The 16992-nt window shown below is 69.8% G+C and carries 17 protein-coding genes and 1 pseudogene; 4 read left to right on the top strand and 14 right to left on the bottom strand.

Translation table 11 applies throughout. The features are described 5' to 3' along the window. Together JWQ05_RS20360 and JWQ05_RS20355 are read left to right on the top strand one after the other, a co-directional pair. Positions 1–505: pseudogene (locus JWQ05_RS20360) on the top strand (sorbosone dehydrogenase); the annotation flags it as partial. A gap of 151 nt (positions 506–656) precedes the next feature. Further along, positions 657–953, top strand: a complete 297-nt coding sequence (locus tag JWQ05_RS20355; protein ID WP_299662616.1) for a cytochrome c — start codon at positions 657–659, stop codon at positions 951–953. Positions 954–1060: 107 nt separating this feature from the next. Here the strand turns inward: JWQ05_RS20355 and recA are convergent, their stop codons facing one another. The 10 genes from recA to JWQ05_RS20305 form a co-directional block, all read right to left on the bottom strand. Then, positions 1061–2152 (bottom strand): recombinase RecA, encoded by a 1092-nt coding sequence (gene recA / locus JWQ05_RS20350; RefSeq protein ID WP_299662613.1) that lies wholly within the window; start codon positions 2150–2152, stop codon positions 1061–1063. Between the two features lie 142 nt (positions 2153–2294). Next, the gene (gene cckA / locus JWQ05_RS20345; RefSeq protein WP_299662610.1) at positions 2295–4976 is read right to left on the bottom strand and encodes a cell cycle histidine kinase CckA; all 2682 of its coding nucleotides are present in this window, start codon (positions 4974–4976) and stop codon (positions 2295–2297) included. A 135-nt stretch (positions 4977–5111) separates the two neighbouring features. Then, a complete protein-coding gene (gene flhB, locus JWQ05_RS20340) occupies positions 5112–6179 on the bottom strand; it encodes a flagellar biosynthesis protein FlhB (RefSeq protein WP_299662608.1) in 1068 nt (355 codons plus the stop codon). 24 nt (positions 6180–6203) lie between these two features. Further along, positions 6204–6968, bottom strand: coding sequence for a flagellar biosynthetic protein FliR (gene fliR, locus JWQ05_RS20335; RefSeq protein WP_299662605.1), 765 nt, complete (start codon positions 6966–6968; stop codon positions 6204–6206). A gap of 36 nt (positions 6969–7004) precedes the next feature. Next, entirely contained in the window at positions 7005–7271 is a 267-nt protein-coding gene (gene fliQ, locus JWQ05_RS20330; protein WP_299662603.1) for a flagellar biosynthesis protein FliQ, read from the bottom strand. A gap of 66 nt (positions 7272–7337) precedes the next feature. Next, a complete protein-coding gene (gene fliE, locus JWQ05_RS20325) occupies positions 7338–7652 on the bottom strand; it encodes a flagellar hook-basal body complex protein FliE (RefSeq protein WP_299662600.1) in 315 nt (104 codons plus the stop codon). Positions 7653–7742: 90 nt separating this feature from the next. After that, positions 7743–8153 carry a flagellar basal body rod protein FlgC gene (gene flgC, locus JWQ05_RS20320; protein WP_299662597.1) on the bottom strand — a complete coding sequence of 137 codons (411 nt, stop codon included), beginning with the start codon at positions 8151–8153 and terminating at the stop codon, positions 7743–7745. Positions 8154–8189: 36 nt separating this feature from the next. Then, complete coding sequence (gene flgB, locus JWQ05_RS20315; RefSeq protein ID WP_299662594.1) at positions 8190–8615, bottom strand: flagellar basal body rod protein FlgB; 426 nt, start codon at positions 8613–8615, stop codon at positions 8190–8192. Positions 8616–8729: 114 nt separating this feature from the next. Continuing rightward, complete coding sequence (locus JWQ05_RS20310; protein ID WP_299662591.1) at positions 8730–8945, bottom strand: molecular chaperone-like protein; 216 nt, start codon at positions 8943–8945, stop codon at positions 8730–8732. Next, positions 8942–9451 (bottom strand): nucleoside deaminase, encoded by a 510-nt coding sequence (locus tag JWQ05_RS20305; RefSeq protein ID WP_299662588.1) that lies wholly within the window; start codon positions 9449–9451, stop codon positions 8942–8944. Before JWQ05_RS20305 ends, JWQ05_RS20310 begins: the two co-directional genes overlap by 4 nt. 419 nt (positions 9452–9870) lie before the next feature. On the opposite strand from JWQ05_RS20305, the gene JWQ05_RS20300 reads away from it, so the two are divergent. Both JWQ05_RS20300 and fliP read left to right on the top strand, forming a co-directional pair. Then, a complete protein-coding gene (locus JWQ05_RS20300; RefSeq protein ID WP_299662585.1) occupies positions 9871–11265 on the top strand; it encodes a flagellar biosynthetic protein FliO in 1395 nt (464 codons plus the stop codon). Positions 11266–11376: 111 nt separating this feature from the next. Then, on the top strand, positions 11377–12144 hold the full coding sequence (gene fliP, locus JWQ05_RS20295; RefSeq protein WP_299662582.1) for a flagellar type III secretion system pore protein FliP: 768 nt from the start codon (positions 11377–11379) through the stop codon (positions 12142–12144). A gap of 99 nt (positions 12145–12243) precedes the next feature. On the opposite strand, the gene JWQ05_RS20290 is transcribed toward fliP, so the two are convergent. The 4 genes from JWQ05_RS20290 to JWQ05_RS20275 all read right to left on the bottom strand — a co-directional run. Beyond that, entirely contained in the window at positions 12244–12417 is a 174-nt protein-coding gene (locus JWQ05_RS20290; protein WP_299662579.1) for a DUF3606 domain-containing protein, read from the bottom strand. Positions 12418–12619: 202 nt separating this feature from the next. Next, complete coding sequence (locus JWQ05_RS20285) at positions 12620–15997, bottom strand: hypothetical protein (RefSeq protein WP_299662576.1); 3378 nt, start codon at positions 15995–15997, stop codon at positions 12620–12622. Between the two features lie 136 nt (positions 15998–16133). Beyond that, positions 16134–16529 (bottom strand): hypothetical protein, encoded by a 396-nt coding sequence (locus tag JWQ05_RS20280; RefSeq protein WP_299662573.1) that lies wholly within the window; start codon positions 16527–16529, stop codon positions 16134–16136. A gap of 109 nt (positions 16530–16638) precedes the next feature. Next, positions 16639–16992: invasion associated locus B family protein (locus JWQ05_RS20275; protein ID WP_299662570.1), on the bottom strand; the 354-nt coding region annotated here is incomplete at its 5' end.

The following is a 16992-nucleotide window of genomic DNA, read 5'->3' as shown; positions in this document are numbered from 1 at the left end:
CAAGGCCCTGTGGTTCACCGACAACCAGGTCGACGGCATGGGTGACGACACGCCGCCCGGCGAGCTCAACCGCATCGCCAAGGCCGGCGAGACCTTCGGTTTCCCGTGGTTCGGCGGCGGCCATGTCCGGACCGTCGAGTACATGGACGAGACGCCGCCTAAGGAGGCGGTCTTCCCGCAGGCCGAATTGCCGCCGCACGCCGCCGACCTCGGTATGACCTTCTACACCGGGCGCCAGTTCCCCGAATCCTACCGCGGCGGGATCTTCACCGCCGAGCATGGTTCCTGGAACCGCACCCAGCCCATCGGTGCCCGCATCATGTTCGTGCCCGTCGACAAGGAGGGCAAGGCCGGCACCCCGAAGCCCTTCGCCGAGGGCTGGCTGACGGCGGACGGCGAGTATCTCGGCCGGCCGGCGGACGTCGCGGTCATGCTCGACGGCTCGCTCCTCGTCGCCGACGACACGGCCGGCGCGATCTATCGGATCTCCTACGAAGCGAAGTGATTCATCTTCCTCTCGCCGCGGGAGGCTCAGCCCCCGCGGTCTGTCCGCGAACATCGGAGTTCCGATGCAACACGTGTCCTCGTCACCGCGTGAAGTCCGATTCGGCCGACCATCCTCGCGGGTGGGGCGGCTGATCTGGACGGCCGCCCTGTTGACGGCGTCCCTTGCCTCCGGCCCGGGCTGGGCCGGCGATGCGAAGGCCGGCCGCAAGGCGGCGGTCGCCTGTCAGACCTGCCACGGCCTCGACGGCCTCTCGAAGCTGCCGGAGGCGCCCAACCTCGCCGGTCAGGTCGAGCCCTACCTCGTCAAGGCGCTGACCGAGTACCGCGACGGCACCCGGCGCAACGAGATCATGAACGTGGTGGCCAAGCCGCTGACCGACGCCGAGATCGCGAACCTCGCGGCCTATTATGGTTCGATCCAGATCGACGTGCTGCCCCCGGGATAGGACGCATCCTGTTGGGCCCAACAAAAAAGCCGCCGGGCTCGGCGCCCGGCGGCTTTTCTCATGGGAAAGACGGTCACTCCACCGGCGTGCGGCGGAGCGACCTGCCCTCAGGCCTCACCCTCGTCGAGGTCGTCGGCGGTGGGCTTGGCGTTCTCGAGGATCTTCTCCGCGACGAGCCCGGAATTCTGGCGGATCGAGGCTTCGATCTTGTCCGCGATCTCCGGGTTGTCGCGCAGGAACCCCTTAGAGTTCTCGCGGCCCTGGCCGAGGCGCTGGCTCGCATACGAGAACCAGGCACCCGACTTCTCGACGATGCCGGCCTTCACCCCGAGGTCGATCAACTCGCCGACCTTCGAAACGCCCTCGCCGAACATGATGTCGAACTCGACCTGCTTGAAGGGCGGCGCGACCTTGTTCTTGACGACCTTGACGCGGACCTGGTTGCCGATGGCCTCGTCGCGATCCTTCAGGGTCGAGACGCGGCGGATGTCGAGGCGCACCGAGGCGTAGAACTTCTGGGCGTTGCCGCCCGTCGTGGTCTCGGGGGAGCCGTACATCACGCCGATCTTCATGCGGATCTGGTTGATGAAGATGACCATGCACTTCGAGCGCGAGATCGAGCCCGTGAGCTTGCGCAGGGCCTGGCTCATCAGGCGTGCCTGGAGACCGGGCTGGCTGTCGCCCATCTCGCCCTCGATCTCGGCGCGCGGCGTCAGGGCCGCCACCGAATCCACCACCAGCACGTCGATGGCGCCCGAACGCACCAGCGTGTCGGTGATCTCCAGGGCCTGCTCGCCCGTATCGGGCTGCGAGATCAGGAGGTCGTCGAGCTGCACGCCGAGCTTGCGCGCATAGATCGGATCGAGGGCGTGCTCGGCATCGACGAAGGCGCAAACGCCGCCCTTCTTCTGGGCTTCGGCGATGGTGTGCAGGGCAAGCGTGGTCTTGCCGGAGGATTCCGGGCCGTAGATCTCGATGACGCGGCCGCGCGGCAGGCCGCCGACGCCGAGCGCGATGTCGAGGCCGATCGAACCGGTGGAGATCACCTCCACCTCCGCCACCTGAGCGTTCTTGCCCAGGCGCATGATCGAGCCCTTACCAAAGGCCCGCTCGATCTGCGACAGCGCGGCGTCGATCGCCTTCGCCTTGTCCTTGTCCACCATCGGGGATTCCACAACTTTCAGCGCGGGCTGGGCCATTCGTCGTCATCCTTATGCATGGGGGAGGAGCAAGGCTCAATGCGCCCCGGATGCCGATTATGTACCTGTTTTGTTCTCATCGAACACGAGCGGCGACGCCGATTTCCGGTGCGTCGCACCGGATTTCCGGGCCCCGCCCTCGTCAGCGCGCGATGATCTCCTTCACCGTCTCCACGAGCTGCTTCAGGCTGAAGGGCTTGGGCAGGAAATTAAATTCCTCGCCATCGGGCAGGTTCTTGCGGAAGGCGTCCTCGGCGTAGCCCGAGACGAAGATCACCTTCAGGTCGGGGGATTGCTTGCGCAGTTCGCGCAGCAGGGTCGGCCCGTCCATCTCGGGCATGACCACGTCGGACACGACGAGATCGATGGTCTGGCTGGTCTCGCCGAAGATGCGAAGGGCATCCACGCCCGAGGCGGCTTCCAGCACCGTGTAGCCCCGGGCCGAGAGGGCGCGGCTGTTGACGGCGCGCACCGGGTCCTCGTCCTCCACCAGCAGGATCACGCCCTGGCCGGTATGATCCGGCACGGCCTTGCGCGGCGCGGGCTTGTCGTCGCCGGGCTTGCCTCGATCCGGGGCGCCCTTGAGGCGGCTCGCCGCGACGGCGGCGGAAGTCCGTGGCGCAGGCAACGCCGGCTCCGCCTCGGGCTCCGGGGCCGGCTCGGCGGCGGGCTCGTGGCGCGGAAAGTAGATCCGGAAGGCGGTGCCCTCGCCCACCGTCGAGCGCACGTCGATGGTGCCGCCGCTCTGCTTGACGATACCGAACACCGTCGAGAGGCCGAGCCCCGTACCCTTGCCGATCTCCTTGGTGGTGAAGAACGGTTCGAAGATCTTCTCCATCACGTCGGGCGGGATGCCCTGGCCCGTGTCGAGCACCTCGATCAGAACGTGGTCGCCAGGGGGCATGCCGAGGCGGTTCTCGCTCGGCACGGCGTCGTGGGTGACGTTGGCGGTGCGGATCAGGAGGCGGCCGCCCTCCGGCATCGCGTCGCGGGCGTTCACGGCCAGGTTCACGATGACCTGTTCGAACTGGTTCACGTCGGCCTTGATCGGCCAGATGTCGCGCCCGTGCTTCAGGTCGAGGTCGACCCGCTCGCCGAGCAGGCGCTTCAGCAGCAGGGTCAGGTCGGAGAGCGCCTCGCCGACGCTCATCACCTCCGGGCGCAGGGTCTGGCGCCGGGAGAAGGCCAGCAGTTGGCGCACCAGGCTCGCGGCCCGGTTGGCGTTCTGCTTGATCTGCATAATGTCCTGGAAGGCCGGATCGGTCGGCCGGTGGCTGGCGAGCAGCAAATCCGAGTAGCCGATGATCGCCTGCAGGACGTTGTTGAAGTCGTGCGCGATGCCGCCGGCGAGCTGGCCCACCGTATCCATCTTCTGCGCTTGCGCCACCTGCTGCTCGAGCTGGCGCTGGGCGGTGGTGTCGAGCGCGTAGAGGATCACGCGCTCGCGGTCGTTCTGCTCGGCGCCCTCCCCGTCGCGTCCGCTGCCCGCCTCGCCGCCGGCCGGGCTGAGCCAGACGCGGGCCGAGCGCGTGCCCGGGCCGGCCAGCGCGATCTCGATGGGCGCCACCTCGACGAGGCCAGCGGCGGCCTTGGCGAGTGCCGCTTCCAGGGCGGCGCGGTCGCGCTCGGCGATCGAGTCCCACATCGTGGGCTCGCTCTGCAGGTCGTTGCGGCCATCCGGCAGCGCCTGGCGCGGCAACCCGCCGAACAGCCGCGCGAAGGAAGCGTTGGCCCGGGCGATGTGCCCGACATGGTTGAGGGTGGCGATGGCGATGGGGCTGTTGTTGAGGAAGCGCGCGAGGCGCACCTCCGCGACCCGCTGCGGCTCGTCGCTCTCGGCCCCGGCCGAGCGGTTGAGCACGAAGGTACGCGAGGGGCCGGGCCGTCCGTCCTGCCCGAAGGCGACGCGATGATAGAGCCGGGCCGGAAGCGGATGGCCGTTGCGGCGGCGCAGGTCGAGGTCGAACCGGTCGGTGCGGACCTCCCCCGGCATGCCCTCGGACGCGGTGAGCACGTCGGCGCCCGGCGCGATGTCGGCGAGGCGCAGGCCGCCGGAGCCGACGGTGGCGAGGTCGTAGCCGAGCCAAGCCGCCAGCGTGGCGTTCATGTAGACGATCGAACCCGTCGGATCGATCGACAGGAAGCCGGCGGGCGCGTGGTCGAGGTAATCGATGGCGTGCTGGAGCTCCTGGAAGACGTTCTCCTGGCGCTCGCGTTCGTGCGTGATGTCGCTCACCGACCACAGGGTGGCGGGGCGGCGCGGCCGCTCGATGGGACGCACCGCGATGCGGTACCACGCGAAGGCGCGGTCGTTGCCGCCCGCCGGGGGCGGCGCCATGCGGATCTCCTCGGCATGGCCGAGGCCGTCGCGCGACGCCTGCGCCAGGCGGTAGACCGCCTCGGAGACCTCGGGCGAGCCGACGAAGACCCGCTCCACCGGACGCAGGCTGGCGAAGGTCTCGCCGCCCGCGATGCGCAGGTAGGATTCGTTGGCGTAGATCAGGCGGCCGCCCTCCTCCACCACGATCGCCCCTTCGGGCGAGGCGTCGACGATCGCCTTGGTGATGTCGTCGCGCGCCGTCTGCCCGGCCAGCTGGATCGCCCCGATGGCGAGCGCGAAGAGGCAGAACACGCCCGCCATGGCGAGCAGCGCCAGCAGGCCCAGGATGAGCGGCTGCGCCTGCTCGTTGGCCACGAACGACAGGCCGACCGCCGCGCCGACGAGGAGCCCCGCCAGGACGAGGAGCAGGCCCACGCGCCCGGGCCGCTCGGACCGATCGATCGCGTTCGACGCGGGCTTTCCCGGTCCGCTGAACTCAACCATCCGCCGTCGATCCACTCCAGAAGCCGTTCCGGTTAGCGCCCTGCTCGGGCCGGCGGCAAGCGCCAAGCGGTGCAAGTTGCCGAAAAATCGCGCGAAAGAAGGTGCATAAGGCCTCCCGTGCCGAAGCGCGAATCCTCACGCGGCCCGCCGGCGCAGGCGCATCACGTAGCCGATGACCTCGGCCACCGCCCGGTAATGCTCCGCCGGGATCTCGGCGTCGATCTCCACGGTGGCGTGGAGCGCGCGCGCCAGAGGCGGATTCTCCAGGATCGGCACGTCGTGGTCCTTGGCGACGGCGCGGATCTTCAGCGCCAGGCTGTCGACGCCCTTGGCGACACAGATCGGGGCCGCCATGCCGGCCTCGTAGCGCAGGGCGACCGCGTAGTGGGTCGGGTTGGTGACGATCACGGTGGCGGTGGGCACGGCGGCCATCATGCGCTTCTTCACCCGCTGCGCGCGAAGCTGCTTCATGCGGCCCTTGACCTCGGGGCTGCCCTCGCTCTCCTTGTGCTCCTGCTTGACCTCCTCCTTCGACATGCGCAGGCGCTTGTGCCAGCGGAAGCGCTGGTACAGGGCGTCGCCGAGCGCGATGGCGATGAAGACGCAGAGCATGCCGGCCATCAGCTTGAGCGCGAGGCCGAGGATCGCCGCCAGGGTGGCGGCCGGGTCGAGGCGGGCGAACACCTCCATCCGGTCGCGCTCGCCCCACAGGATGGTTCCGCCGACGATGCCGACCATGCCGAGCTTGGCCAGGCCCTTCAGGAACTGGAACAGCGCCTCCATGCCGAAGATGCGCTTGGCGCCGGCCATCGGCGAGACCCGCTCCCATTTCGGGCCGAGCGCCTCGGTGCTGAACACCAAGGGGTGCTGCACCAGGCCCGCCGCGAGCCCGGCCACCACCACCAGCCCAACCGGCACCACGAGGGCCTGGGCGCAGATGAGCAGCATGCGGATGCCCATCCCCGTATAGGCCGCCGGGTCGGACGGAACCTGATGCGCGTTCATCAGGAAGCCGCGCAGGCTCGCCACGAGGTCCTTGGCGATGCTGCCCGAGGCCAGCAATAGGGCCATCGTGAAGGCGGCCAGGATGAAGAAGGTGTTGATCTCGGGGCTGTTGGGGACGTTGCCCTGCTCGATGGCCTTCTCGATCCGCCGCGGGCTCGGGTCTTCGGTCTTGTCTTCCGGGTCCGAATCGTCCGCCACGGGGTCAGGCCTTCGAAATGGGGCTCAGCGCCCTGCGAGATCCGCGAGATAGCGCCCGATATCGTCCAGGAAGACGCCCATCATGACACCGAGGCTGCCCAGCAGCAGCAGCATGCCGATGAGGACCGAGGCCGGCACCGCGACGAAGAAGACCTGCATCTGCGGCATCAGCCGCGCCAGGACGCCGAGGCCCACGTTGAACAGGATGCCGAAGGCGATGAAGGGCGCCGAGATCTGCACCCCGAGGGCGAAGCCGCGCGCGATCGCCTTCAGGGCGAGGCTCGCCGCCTCCCCCATGCCCGGCACCCCGTCCGGGGGCAGAAGCACGTAGCTGCGTCCGATCGCATCGAGCGCCACGTGGTGCAGGTCGGTGGCCACGATGAGGGTGACGCCGAGGAGTGCCAGGAAATTGCCGATCGCCGATTGCTGGCCGCCCTGCGTCGGATCCACCGTCATGGCGTAGGACAGGCCGAGCTGCTGCGAGATGATCATGCCGGCGGTCTGGAGTGCCGCCAGCACCATCCGCACCGTCAGCCCGAGGACGAGCCCCACCAGCAATTCGCCGATCAGCAGCGCGATCAGCCCCGGCCCGGCGATGGCGCCCCCGTCCGTCGGCAGGAGCGGGCGCACCATCGGGAACAGGATCAGCGTCAGCAGCAGCGCGAAGGCGAGGCGCAGGCGCGGCGAGACCAGCTGCTCGCCGATGCCCGGCATCAGCATCACGAGCGTGCCGATCCGCGCGAAGGTGAGGAGGAAGGCCGCCGCGATGCCCGGCAGGAGCAGGTTCATGGCCCGTCATCGTTCATGGCCCGTCATAGCAGGCTTTCAGCCGCCTGAGACGATGCGGGCGGCGATGCGGGTCATGTAGCTGCCTAGGGCGTCGCCCATGAAGGGCAGCATCAGGAGCAGGGTCGCGAACACCGCGACGATCTTGGGCACGTAGATCAGGGTCTGCTCCTGGATCTGGGTGAGCGCCTGGACCAGGGAGACGACGAGGCCGACGACGAGCGCCACGAGCATGATCGGCCCGGCGACCTTGAGGAAGACGAAGATGCCGTCGCGGGCGACGTCGATGATGGCGAGACCGGTCATGGGAAAACAAACATCTCGCGGGGGGGCTGAAGGGTTTGGTGCCGGGATGGCGGCGAGCGGAGCGGGCTAGATCTGCATCCGCATGATTTCCTCGTAGGCCGAGATCACGCGGTCGCGCACTGCGACGAGGGTCTGCAGAGCGGTCTCGCTCTCGGCCACCGCCGTGACCACGTCGACCACGTTGGCCTTGCCGCCCGCCACCGCCATCGCCTGCGAATCGGCCCGGCGCCCCGCGTCACCGACCGATTCGAGGGTCGAGGACAGCAGTGCGGAGAAGTTGGTGCCGGTGGCGCCGGCGGCCGGCGCGATCTTGGGCGCGCCCTTGGCGCCGATGTTCTGGATCGCCGCGTAGGCGCCGGCGGCAAAGGCATTGGTCGTCATGGCGGCGGGCTTTCGGGCGGCGGGCGGTCGAAGTCATACGGTCGAAGTCATGCGGTCGAAGTCATGCTGTCGAAGTCGGGCGGTCGGCGATCAGGCCTTGAGGATATCGAGGGTCCTGGAGATCATCCGGCGGGTCGCCGTGACCATGTTAAGGTTGGCCTCGTAGGAGCGCTGGGCCTCGCGCATGTCCATGTTCTCGATCAGCCCGTTGACGTTGGGCATCGCGACCTCGCCCTTCGCGTTGGCGTTGGGGTTGCCAGGGTCGAACTTCGTGCGGAACGGAGCGGTGTCGCGGCGGACCCGGCCCGTCTCGATCAGCGACGCGCCGGTCTCGCGGTCGACCTGCTGGCTGAAGGTCGGGATCTTGCGCCGGTAGGGGTCGGCTCCTGGGCTGGGAGGCGCGGAATCCGCGTTGGCGATGTTCTCCGCGATGATCCGCATCCGGCTCGTCTGGGCCTTCAGCCCCGAGGCGGCGGTGGTCAGGGATTTCAGGAAGTCCACGGCTCGCACTCCATCCGGTTATCCGACATCAAAGGCTCAGCGCTTTCCGATGGCGATCTTCAGGGCGTCGAGGCTCTTCTGGTAGAGCGAGGCCGCAAGCTGGTAATCCGATTGATTGTCGCCGGCCTTCATCATCTCTTCTTCGAGATTGACGCCGTTTCCGCTCGGCCGGATTTCGAATTCCGTCACCTTGCGCGGGTTGGCCCCCGGACCCTCGGGGCCTCCCGCCAAGCTGATATGCGCGGCGTTGGTCACGGCAAGGCCGCCACCCGTCGGCGCGGAACCCAGTGGCTGCGCGAGGCCGGCCCCGGGCTTGCCGAGATTGGGACTGGCGAGGTCGCGCGGCTTGAAGCCGGGCAGATCGGCGTTGGCGACGTTCTCGGCCAGGAGCTTCTGGCGGGTCTGGTGCCATTGCATGCGCGTGCGCAGCATGCCGAGGATGGGAAGGTCGGTGACGGACATGGTGCTGGACCCTCCCCTCGCCCGGAAGAATCTGCCCGGTGGGACCGGCAAAATCTGCCGCCCCCATGGTTAACACCGGGTTAAGGTCCTGAACGGCGTCGGACCATTCCGGGCTCAGGGGGTGCGTTGCGTCGGCGGTTGCGCCTGTGGGCATTCCGGAGGCGGAGGCGCACTCGGGTTGAGGGGCGCGCAGGCCGGCGTCGTGCCGTCTCCGCGCGCATCGGCGCTCGGATGGCGCACCGCGTTCCGGCTCCAGAGCACGGCGAGGATGACGGCCACCACGACGAGGAGGCCGACGGCGAGTGCGGACATCGAGCGGGGCACGGTCATGAGGTCGGTCCTGCCTTGGCTGCTGCCTGGCGCTCACGCCACACCGCATAGGGATGATCGGACTCCGCGACGGGGCGATGCACGACCCGCATGGGCTGCTCGGACAGGGGCTGGCAAAGCTCGGCGTAGATGCCGGCGCTCAGGAGTCCGTAGCCCTCCGCCTCCTCGGCGCTGAAGGCGAAGTAGGCCTGTTTGATGCCGGACAGGCGCATGGCGGCGTGGCACATCGGACAGGGACGCCCGCTGGCGTAGACGATGCAGCCCTCGAGCTTCGGACTGCCCAAGGCGCGGCTGACCTCGCGGATCGCCACCATCTCGGCGTGGTCGGTGGGGTCGTTGGTGCGCGTGATCGTGTTCACGGACCGAGCCATGACCACTCCGTCACGGACGATCACGGCGCCGTAGGGCCTGCCACCCGTGCGGGCGTTCTCACGGGCGAGCGCCACCGCGTCGCGCAGGTGATCGTCGTGCGATGGGGTGTCGGGCTGCTGATCCTTAGGGGCCACGGGTCCGGTCTCCGTTCATGCGTCCTGCGCCAACGCGCCTGCGGTACGCCCGGGTCCCGTTTCGAGACCGTTCGACGTCTTGGCTTTGAGGTGCCGCTAACCGCGTCCACGCCAGGATGATCTCAGGCCACGTTGCGTATCGGCCCGGTCGTGTGGACACGGCCATGCCCCGCCCGCCCCCATGCCTGGCGGGCGGGGCATCTCCACGCCGGCCCCGAGCCCGGCGCCACGCGGGTCGCGAGCCCGTCCGGAGTGCGCGCGCACGAGGCGGCGGCATGCCGAAAGCGCGCCGCATCGCGGTCTCCAAACGACCTGTTAACGAAGTCTTAACGATGTTGCCCCGCACCCCGCCCGACATGATATTGGGTACACAAGTGTTGCGTTGGGCCACGAGCCCCTAAAAGCGAGAGCCCCCGGTCTTGTCATCGTTATTCAGCTCGGATGGCTCGTTCTCCCTCCAGTTCGCCATCATCTTCGTCGTCATCTTCCTGGTTCTCGCGGGGGGCGTCTTTCTTCTCCGCCGCTTCACCGGGCAGGGTCGGGGGCTCTCGAACAAGACGCCGCCGCGTGGGCGCCAGCCCCGCCTCGGCATCGTCGACATCTACGAGTTGGACCGCCAGCGGCAGCTGATCCTCCTGCGTCGCGACAACGTCGAGCACCTGCTGCTCGTCGGCGGCCCGAACGATGTTGTGGTGGAGCGCAACATCACGCGCGGCATCAATGCGCGCCTGCCGACCGATGAGACGGCCTACGACGAGCCGCCGGAGCCGGCGCCGGCCGCGAACCCGGTCCCGCAGGTGCCGGTGCAATATCCGCCCGAACCGATCCCGCAATATTCCGGGCCGGCACTCGCCCCCGCCGCAGCTTATTTCGAGCCGAGCTTCACGGCACCCGCTTCGCCGCAAGTGCCCGTCGTCGCATCCGAGCCGGCAGCCCCCGTCGATGCCCCGCCGCTCGACCTTCCCCCCCGCGACGAGATCCGACCGCCGCAGCAGAGCGAAGCGCGGCCGGCCAAGGAATCGCCCTTCGCGCGCGTGATCCGTCGCGCTCCGCCTTCCCTGGTCAATCTCGTCCCGGCGGCGCTGACCGACCGCGGCCGTGCCCCCGAGCCCTCGGCCACGCCGCTCGTGGATGCGCCGCTCCCGGCCTCCGTGGTCTCGGCTCCGGCCACGCGTGCGATCGACGCGGCGATCCTGTCCGACATGGCGCGTCAGCTGGAGGAAGCCCTGCGCAGGCCGTCCGCCGCCGTGCGCCCCGCCGTTCCCGTCCAAGCCGAGCCGCAAGCGCCGGAGCCCGGCCCGAGCGCGGCCGAGCCGGAGATCGGTCCCACCGCCCCCACGGGCGAACCTCAAGCGGCACCGCTCGACGACGTGTCAGCACCGGCGTCCGACGAGACGCATCCCGTCGATCCGGTCGCGGCCGCGATGGCTGCCGCGACGCAGGAGCCCGTTCCGGCTCCGACGGCCGAGGCAGTCGGAACCGATGAGGCCCTGTTCGTCGACGAGGCCGACCTCCGCCCAGCCAAAGCCCTGCGCGACGCCGAACCCGTGCCGACGGAGCCGGTTTTCGTCGAAGCGTTCACTCCCGAGCCCGTCGTCCGGTCGGCGGTCGCCGACGTTCCTCAGGTCGACCTGCCACCCGCCGTCGAGAGCGAGCCTCCGCCCTTCCTGGCGCCTCAGCCCGCCGCACCGGAGCCCGTACCCACGCCGAAGCCGGCCCCGAAGCCCGCCGCCGCCCCGAACCCTTTCTCGGTGGAGGAGATCGAGGCGGAGTTCGCGCGGTTGCTCGGGCGCCCACTCGACCGCAAGTCCTAGAGCCCGACGCGAGGCTTCGGGGCGATGGACCCGTCGCGTGGGGATGCGCGGCGATGTCCCGGTGCTATGAGGGGCGCGCGGCGGTGCCGCGCTGCATTGCCCGGAAACGATATGACCGAAGCCCCACCCTGCTTGCCGCTTTGGCGGCGTCGGCGCGTCCGCCTCGCGGTCCTGTCGGGGATCGGTTGGGCCCTGACCGACGGGGCGGCTTGGGCGCAGAGCCTTTCGGTCGATCTCGGCACGGGCGGCACCACCGAGCGGGCGCTGCAACTGGTCGCGCTGATCACCGTCCTGGCGCTGGCACCTTCGGTGCTGGTGATGGCGACGTCCTTCACGCGGATCATCGTCGTGCTGTCGATCCTGCGCTCCGCGATGGGGACGCAGAGCGCACCCCCCAACGCCGTGATCACCAGCCTCGCCCTGTTTCTGACCGCCTTCGTGATGGCGCCGGTGGGCAAGGAAGCCTACCGGACCGGGATCGAACCGCTGATCGCCGGCCAGATCACGCAGAGCGTCGCCTTCGAGCGCGCCTCGGCCCCGTTCAAGACTTTCATGTTGCGCAACGTGCGCGAGAAGGATCTCAAGCTCTTCCTCGACATGGCGAAGGCCCCCGTCCCGGCTGGGCCGGAGGCGGTTGGCCTCGAAGTGCTGACGCCGGCCTTCATGATCTCGGAACTGCGCCGCGCCTTCGAGATCGGCTTCCTGCTCTTCATCCCGTTCCTGATCATCGACCTCGTGGTGGCTTCGATCCTGATGGCGGTGGGCATGATGATGGTGCCGCCCGCCACGGTAGCGCTGCCGTTCAAGCTGATCTTCTTCGTCCTGGTCGACGGGTGGACGCTGGTGGCCGGCTCCCTGGTGCAGAGCTACGGCACCTGAGTCGGCTCGACGGAGCGTTCGAGCTTCGCGTCCGGCAGCGGGAACGAAAAAGGGCGCCCGATCGGAGCGCCCTTTAGGGTCTACTGAAACGCGCTGCTCTCAGCGCTCGAGGTAGCTCTTCAGCGTCGAGATCCGGGTGCCGACGAGGCGCACGGCGCGCTTCAGGCGATCCTCGGAGACGCCGAAGCGCGAGGCCATGCTGCTGCGCTGCTGGCTGTCGTAGATGTCGAGATGGGTCTTGCCGGCCTTCGTGTCGAGGGAATCCGAGAGCATGACGGGGCCTCTGCTGCGGCGATCGGAACACGTCGCCGTGATGTCGGGTGCGATTGGACTCAGAACGTCGCCGCACCCGTTTTGTTGCGGTTCAGCCAGCGTGAATCTGCGCATTCCCGCAAGCTTTTAAGCCGCAGGCGGAAACCGTTCCGGTGTTGGTTCATCGCAGCGCAGCTTGCCCACGGAACGAGCAGATCGTGGCTCAGCCGGGAGGCGTCGGGCCGCCCTGCGCTTCGGCGCGGGTCTCCGCGTCCCGCTTGGCCGGCGCCGGGACGGAACTCTCAGGGTAGCGCTTGCGGTACTCCGACAGGAAGGCCTGCAGGGTCTCGGCGCTGGTGGCCTTCTGGGCGATCTCGCGGAAGCCCGGACTGCGCACCGCGTTTGCCTGGGTCAGGAGCGCGAAGGTGCGGGCATCCACGCTCTCGGCCATCGGGCCGGCGAACTTCGCGCGCAGGCGCTCCAGGCCGAGCGTCTCGCCGGCCAGCCCGTAGGCGATGGCCGTGCGCAGGATGTCGGTCCGCGCGGCGTCGTCGAGGGGCGCGCGCCGGCGCCAGGCATCGCCGACCAGGGCCTCGTGCGCCTCGCCGGCCTCGCGCCAGCGCCGCCCGGTCCAGAGGATGTCGGCGCGCAAACGGGCCGCGTCGGCGCCGGTCTCGCCCTCGATCGTCTCCAGGGCGAGGTCCGTGCGCGAGAGATCGGACAGCGCGCGCGCCCGCAGGAGCGCCCGTGCCCGGCGCAGATCCTCGGGCAATTCGGGAAGGTAGGTGGCATCGAGGCTCTGCAGCGCCCGCAGGGGCTGCTCGTCCATGAGGCGGATCGCGGCGAGGCGTGCGGCCACACTGGCCCGGCTCGCCCCCTTCAGGCGATGATCGACCTGATGCTGCAGCAACTCGCCTGCGGAATCGAGGAGGTCGAGTTCCACCAGCCGATCGGCGAGGCGCCGGACGATCTCGTCGCCGCGCCGGCCGATGGGGGCGAAATCCTTGAAGTCGAAGTAGAGGGCCAGCGCCTCGACTCCGGGCAGCTTGGCGCTGCGCTCGCCGAGAAAGAGATCGTCGAACAGGGCCTGGCCCATGTCGTGGACCTCGCGCGCGGTGGGCGTGTCGCCGCCGGTGGCATCCGCGCGCCGGGCCATGACGAGGGCCTGGCGCCAGCGCCCGGCCTCCACGTAGAGCTTGGCGAGGTTGGCGATCACCCGGGGCTCGATCTCGCCCCCGTGCCAGGACAGGGCCAGGACCTCCAGCCGCTCGATCGCCTCCATCACGGGGATCTTGCCGGCGGCGTGACCCAGGACCGTGGCCCGCAGGCGGGCCGCGGCGGCGATGGGGGCTTCGCCGCTTTCGCTCAGGCGCTCATAGGCGTCGAGGGCCGCGACCGTCTGGCCGGTGACCTCGTCGATGCGGGCGCGCAGCAGCGCGAGGCGCTCCTGGGTCGGGCGGTCGGCGGAGCGGGCGGCGGCGATGATCTGCCGGTTCGCGGCGTCCCAGTCGCCGGTCTCGATGGCGGCCTCGGCGGCGGCGGTGCGCAGCAGGGCCTGCAGATCTTCGGGATAGCGCTCGAGGATGGCGCCGGTGGCGCGAAACGCCGCGTCGGCTGCCGCCCAGCGCCCTTCGGAGGCGTCGAGATAGCCCTGCCACAGGCGGGCCTCCGGGTCGTTCCTCAGGATGGCGGTGGCGAGTTCCGCCCGGGCATCCCCGATCCGGCCGATCAGGGCGTTGCCGATGGCCGTGAGGATCGGCGCATCGCGCTGTCCGGCAAGCACCGGGTCGTCGCCGGCCGCTGCCTTCACCACGCCCAGCGCCTCGATCGAGAGCCGGTTCGCGAGCAGGCTGCGCGCGAGCACCAGCCGAAGGGGGCCCCGCGCGGCGCGCGGCGCGTCGGCCGCCGCCGCGAACTGCTCGCGCAGCAATTCGCGGGTGTCGCCGCGCTGCGAGGCTTCCCAGGGGCCCCGGTCGACGGCGAGGTCGCTCAGAGCCGCGAGCGGCGCTTCGGACGTGCGGGCGACGCCCGAGACCGCCATGCCGGCTTCCCGGCCGATCGCCACGCCGTCGAGGTCGGGCCGGACGAGCAGGTCGTCGGCCTGGGCCAGGACCGCCACGCCCTGCCGGCTCGTCAGGAGTTCGAAATCTACGAAGACCTGCCGCTTCGGGATGCCGGCGGGCTTCGGACCGTAGCCCGTGACCACGCCGATGCGCTCGCCGTCGAGGTCGAGCCAGGAGGCGGCGCCCGGGTTGGGAAGACGCACGCTGACGCCGATGCGGCCCGCCGGATCGGTGGTGCGCAGCGCCGCCAGGGGTTCGCTGGCGGCGAGATTTTCGCCGGCCACGAGTTCCCAGCCCGTCGGGGCCTCCGGCGGTCCCACGGGCACGAGGTCGAACAGGCGGTCGCGGGGCACGGCGAAGCGCAGGGTCACGACGCGCCCGCTCCGCACAGGGGCTGAGAGGGGTGTCAGCATCGGGTCGCCGGCGCCGGCGGCCACCGGCTCGGGGGTCTCGAAGACGAGGTGGGCGATGCCCGCCCGCTCGAACAGGGCGGCGGGTGGCATGCGGCGGAACGGGAAGACGAGGCCGGGTCCGGCCGGGCGCTGAACCGCCTGCTGGACCGGCGGGGTGGCACGGGTCTCCGGCGCCGGGACCTCGACGGTCTTGCGCTCAGGCAGCTTGGCGTCGCCGGATTTGGCGCCGACGGATTTGGCGTCGACGGTTTTGCCCTCGACGCTCTTGCCCTCCGGCTCGGCGGCTTCGGCGGCGACGGCGGCGGTCTTGGGCGTTTCGGCGACGCGTGCGACATCGACCGTCACGCCGTCCTCGTCGCGAAAGGTGCGGATCTCGTATCCGGCGGCGGGCGTCACGAGGAGACGGGCTCCGGCCGCGTCCTCCTCGACCTGCAGAGTCTCGATCGCGGGTTTCTGGCGGCCACGCGTGGCGACATCGTCGATCCGCCAGGCACCTGCCAGCGTGACCCGCGTCGCGGGGCCGACCGTGTCGAACGTGGATTGCGCCGAAGCGGGCAGGCGCAGGCTCAGCCGCGTCAGCGTCGGCAATTGCGCGAGTTCGAGGCGGAGGAATTTCGGCTCCACCGGGGGTTTTGCCGCCTTCAGCGCCGCCTCGGCGGCGCGCGTGCGCCGGAATAGCTCCGCCACCACATCCGGCGGCAGAGGGGGCGGCAGGCCGGCCCAGTCCGGTGGCAGGAGATCGATGAAGACGGTCTCGCCCGCTTCCTGGACGTTGACGCGGTACGGCCGCTGCAAGGCGAGCCGAAGGCCCAGGCCATCGGGATCGCGCCGGACCACCGAGACGTAATCCGGCATCTCGGAGGCGATCCGCTCGGGCGCGGCACCGGATTTTTCGGAGAAGCCGAGGACCAGCACGGTTCCGGAGACCCGCGCCTTGACCGAGACCGGGCTGTCGAAATTGAGAACGATCCGGCCGTAGCGGTCGGCCTGGGCCCCCTTGATCGCGGTCAGCCGCGCGGCCCGTGCTTCCCCGCTGCCGAGCAGGGCCAGGGCGAGTGCCGACGCCGCGACCAGATCGGCCCAGGGCCGACGCCGTCGTGTCGCGAGACCGGCACGCAGAGCCATCGCAGAATACGCCACACCCGAGGGGCGAAAACGTCACCCGACGGGATGACCTTTCGCCTTACGCCACACTGTCCGGGCACTCTCCCGTATCGAGGCTAACGGGCGCTTAAAGGCATGGCTCGCCTTGTCCGAACCGCTAACGTTTGGCGACGAGATCCGGGATCGTGCGGCCGCCGGGTCCGAAATTCTCGGCCGCGCGGGTGCAATTGGCCGCGATGTCCTTGGCGTAGATCTCCGCGTAGGCGCGCGTGCGCAGGTCGAGGTCGCCGGATTGCAGGTCGTCGTAGGAGACCCCGAGGCCGGTCACCACGCCGCGGAAGCGATCGTCGTTGGGGCGCAGGTCCGCACAATGGGTTTTCACGAAGGCGAGCAGACCGGCGAGCTTGGCCGCGTTGTTCTTCTGGCGCTCGGCCTTCGTCTCCGGGCCGGTCGGCCCGCCGGGCGGAGGTCCCTCGGGCGGCGTGTCCTGCGCGCAGGCCGGGCCGAGCAGGAATCCCCCAAGGACCACGGCGGTCGCGATCTGTCTGATCATGGCGCTTTTCCTCACATCCTGGTGTCTGACGGCCGGTTTGCTCCGGCTCGATCGTGGGGCGAACCCAAGCGTGCCGGGGCGGTACCGAACGCGCGCCTGGTCCGTAGGCTCATCGCGTCAGGGCGGCGGCGCGCGTCATCGCGTTGCCGAACCCCGCCAGCGGGACGGTGATCACCGTCGGGTCCTTGGCGTCGGGCTTCATGGCCGAGACCAGCAGGTTCTTGGCGGTCCTCATGGTGTCGGTGGCGAGTGTCGGCAGGCTCACCGGCACGATGCAGCCTTCCTGGCCGCAGGAGAGGAACGGGGCGCCCTTGCCGAGAACGGCCTCGTCCAGCTTGAAGGAGATGCCGGGCTCGATCGCCAACCCGAGGGGCATCAGGATGAAACCCTGGGACCGACCGTCCTCGGGCGGCCGGATCTCGATGGCGAATTCGCGGCGGCCCTTGGCGCCCTGCGCCTGCAT

This window comes from Methylobacterium sp., assembly GCF_028290105.1.
In the GTDB taxonomy this organism is placed as follows: domain Bacteria; phylum Pseudomonadota; class Alphaproteobacteria; order Rhizobiales; family Beijerinckiaceae; genus Methylobacterium.
This window is presented reverse-complemented; position numbering and strand designations above follow the sequence as displayed.

What these genes read in the sequence shown, in the direction of transcription:
- JWQ05_RS20280 (WP_299662573.1), bottom strand. Translation starts at nt 16,529, where the DNA reads ATGATCAGACAGATCGCGACCGCCGTGGTCCTTGGGGGATTCCTGCTC.
- fliQ (WP_299662603.1), bottom strand. Translation starts at nt 7,271, where the DNA reads ATGACCGGTCTCGCCATCATCGACGTCGCCCGCGACGGCATCTTCGTC.
- fliP (WP_299662582.1), top strand. Translation starts at nt 11,377, where the DNA reads ATGACCGAAGCCCCACCCTGCTTGCCGCTTTGGCGGCGTCGGCGCGTC.
- flgB (WP_299662594.1), bottom strand. Translation starts at nt 8,615, where the DNA reads ATGTCCGTCACCGACCTTCCCATCCTCGGCATGCTGCGCACGCGCATG.
- JWQ05_RS20285 (WP_299662576.1), bottom strand. Translation starts at nt 15,997, where the DNA reads ATGGCTCTGCGTGCCGGTCTCGCGACACGACGGCGTCGGCCCTGGGCC.
- JWQ05_RS20290 (WP_299662579.1), bottom strand. Translation starts at nt 12,417, where the DNA reads ATGCTCTCGGATTCCCTCGACACGAAGGCCGGCAAGACCCATCTCGAC.
- fliE (WP_299662600.1), bottom strand. Translation starts at nt 7,652, where the DNA reads ATGACGACCAATGCCTTTGCCGCCGGCGCCTACGCGGCGATCCAGAAC.
- recA (WP_299662613.1), bottom strand. Translation starts at nt 2,152, where the DNA reads ATGGCCCAGCCCGCGCTGAAAGTTGTGGAATCCCCGATGGTGGACAAG.
- cckA (WP_299662610.1), bottom strand. Translation starts at nt 4,976, where the DNA reads ATGGTTGAGTTCAGCGGACCGGGAAAGCCCGCGTCGAACGCGATCGAT.
- JWQ05_RS20310 (WP_299662591.1), bottom strand. Translation starts at nt 8,945, where the DNA reads ATGACCGTGCCCCGCTCGATGTCCGCACTCGCCGTCGGCCTCCTCGTC.
- fliR (WP_299662605.1), bottom strand. Translation starts at nt 6,968, where the DNA reads ATGAACCTGCTCCTGCCGGGCATCGCGGCGGCCTTCCTCCTCACCTTC.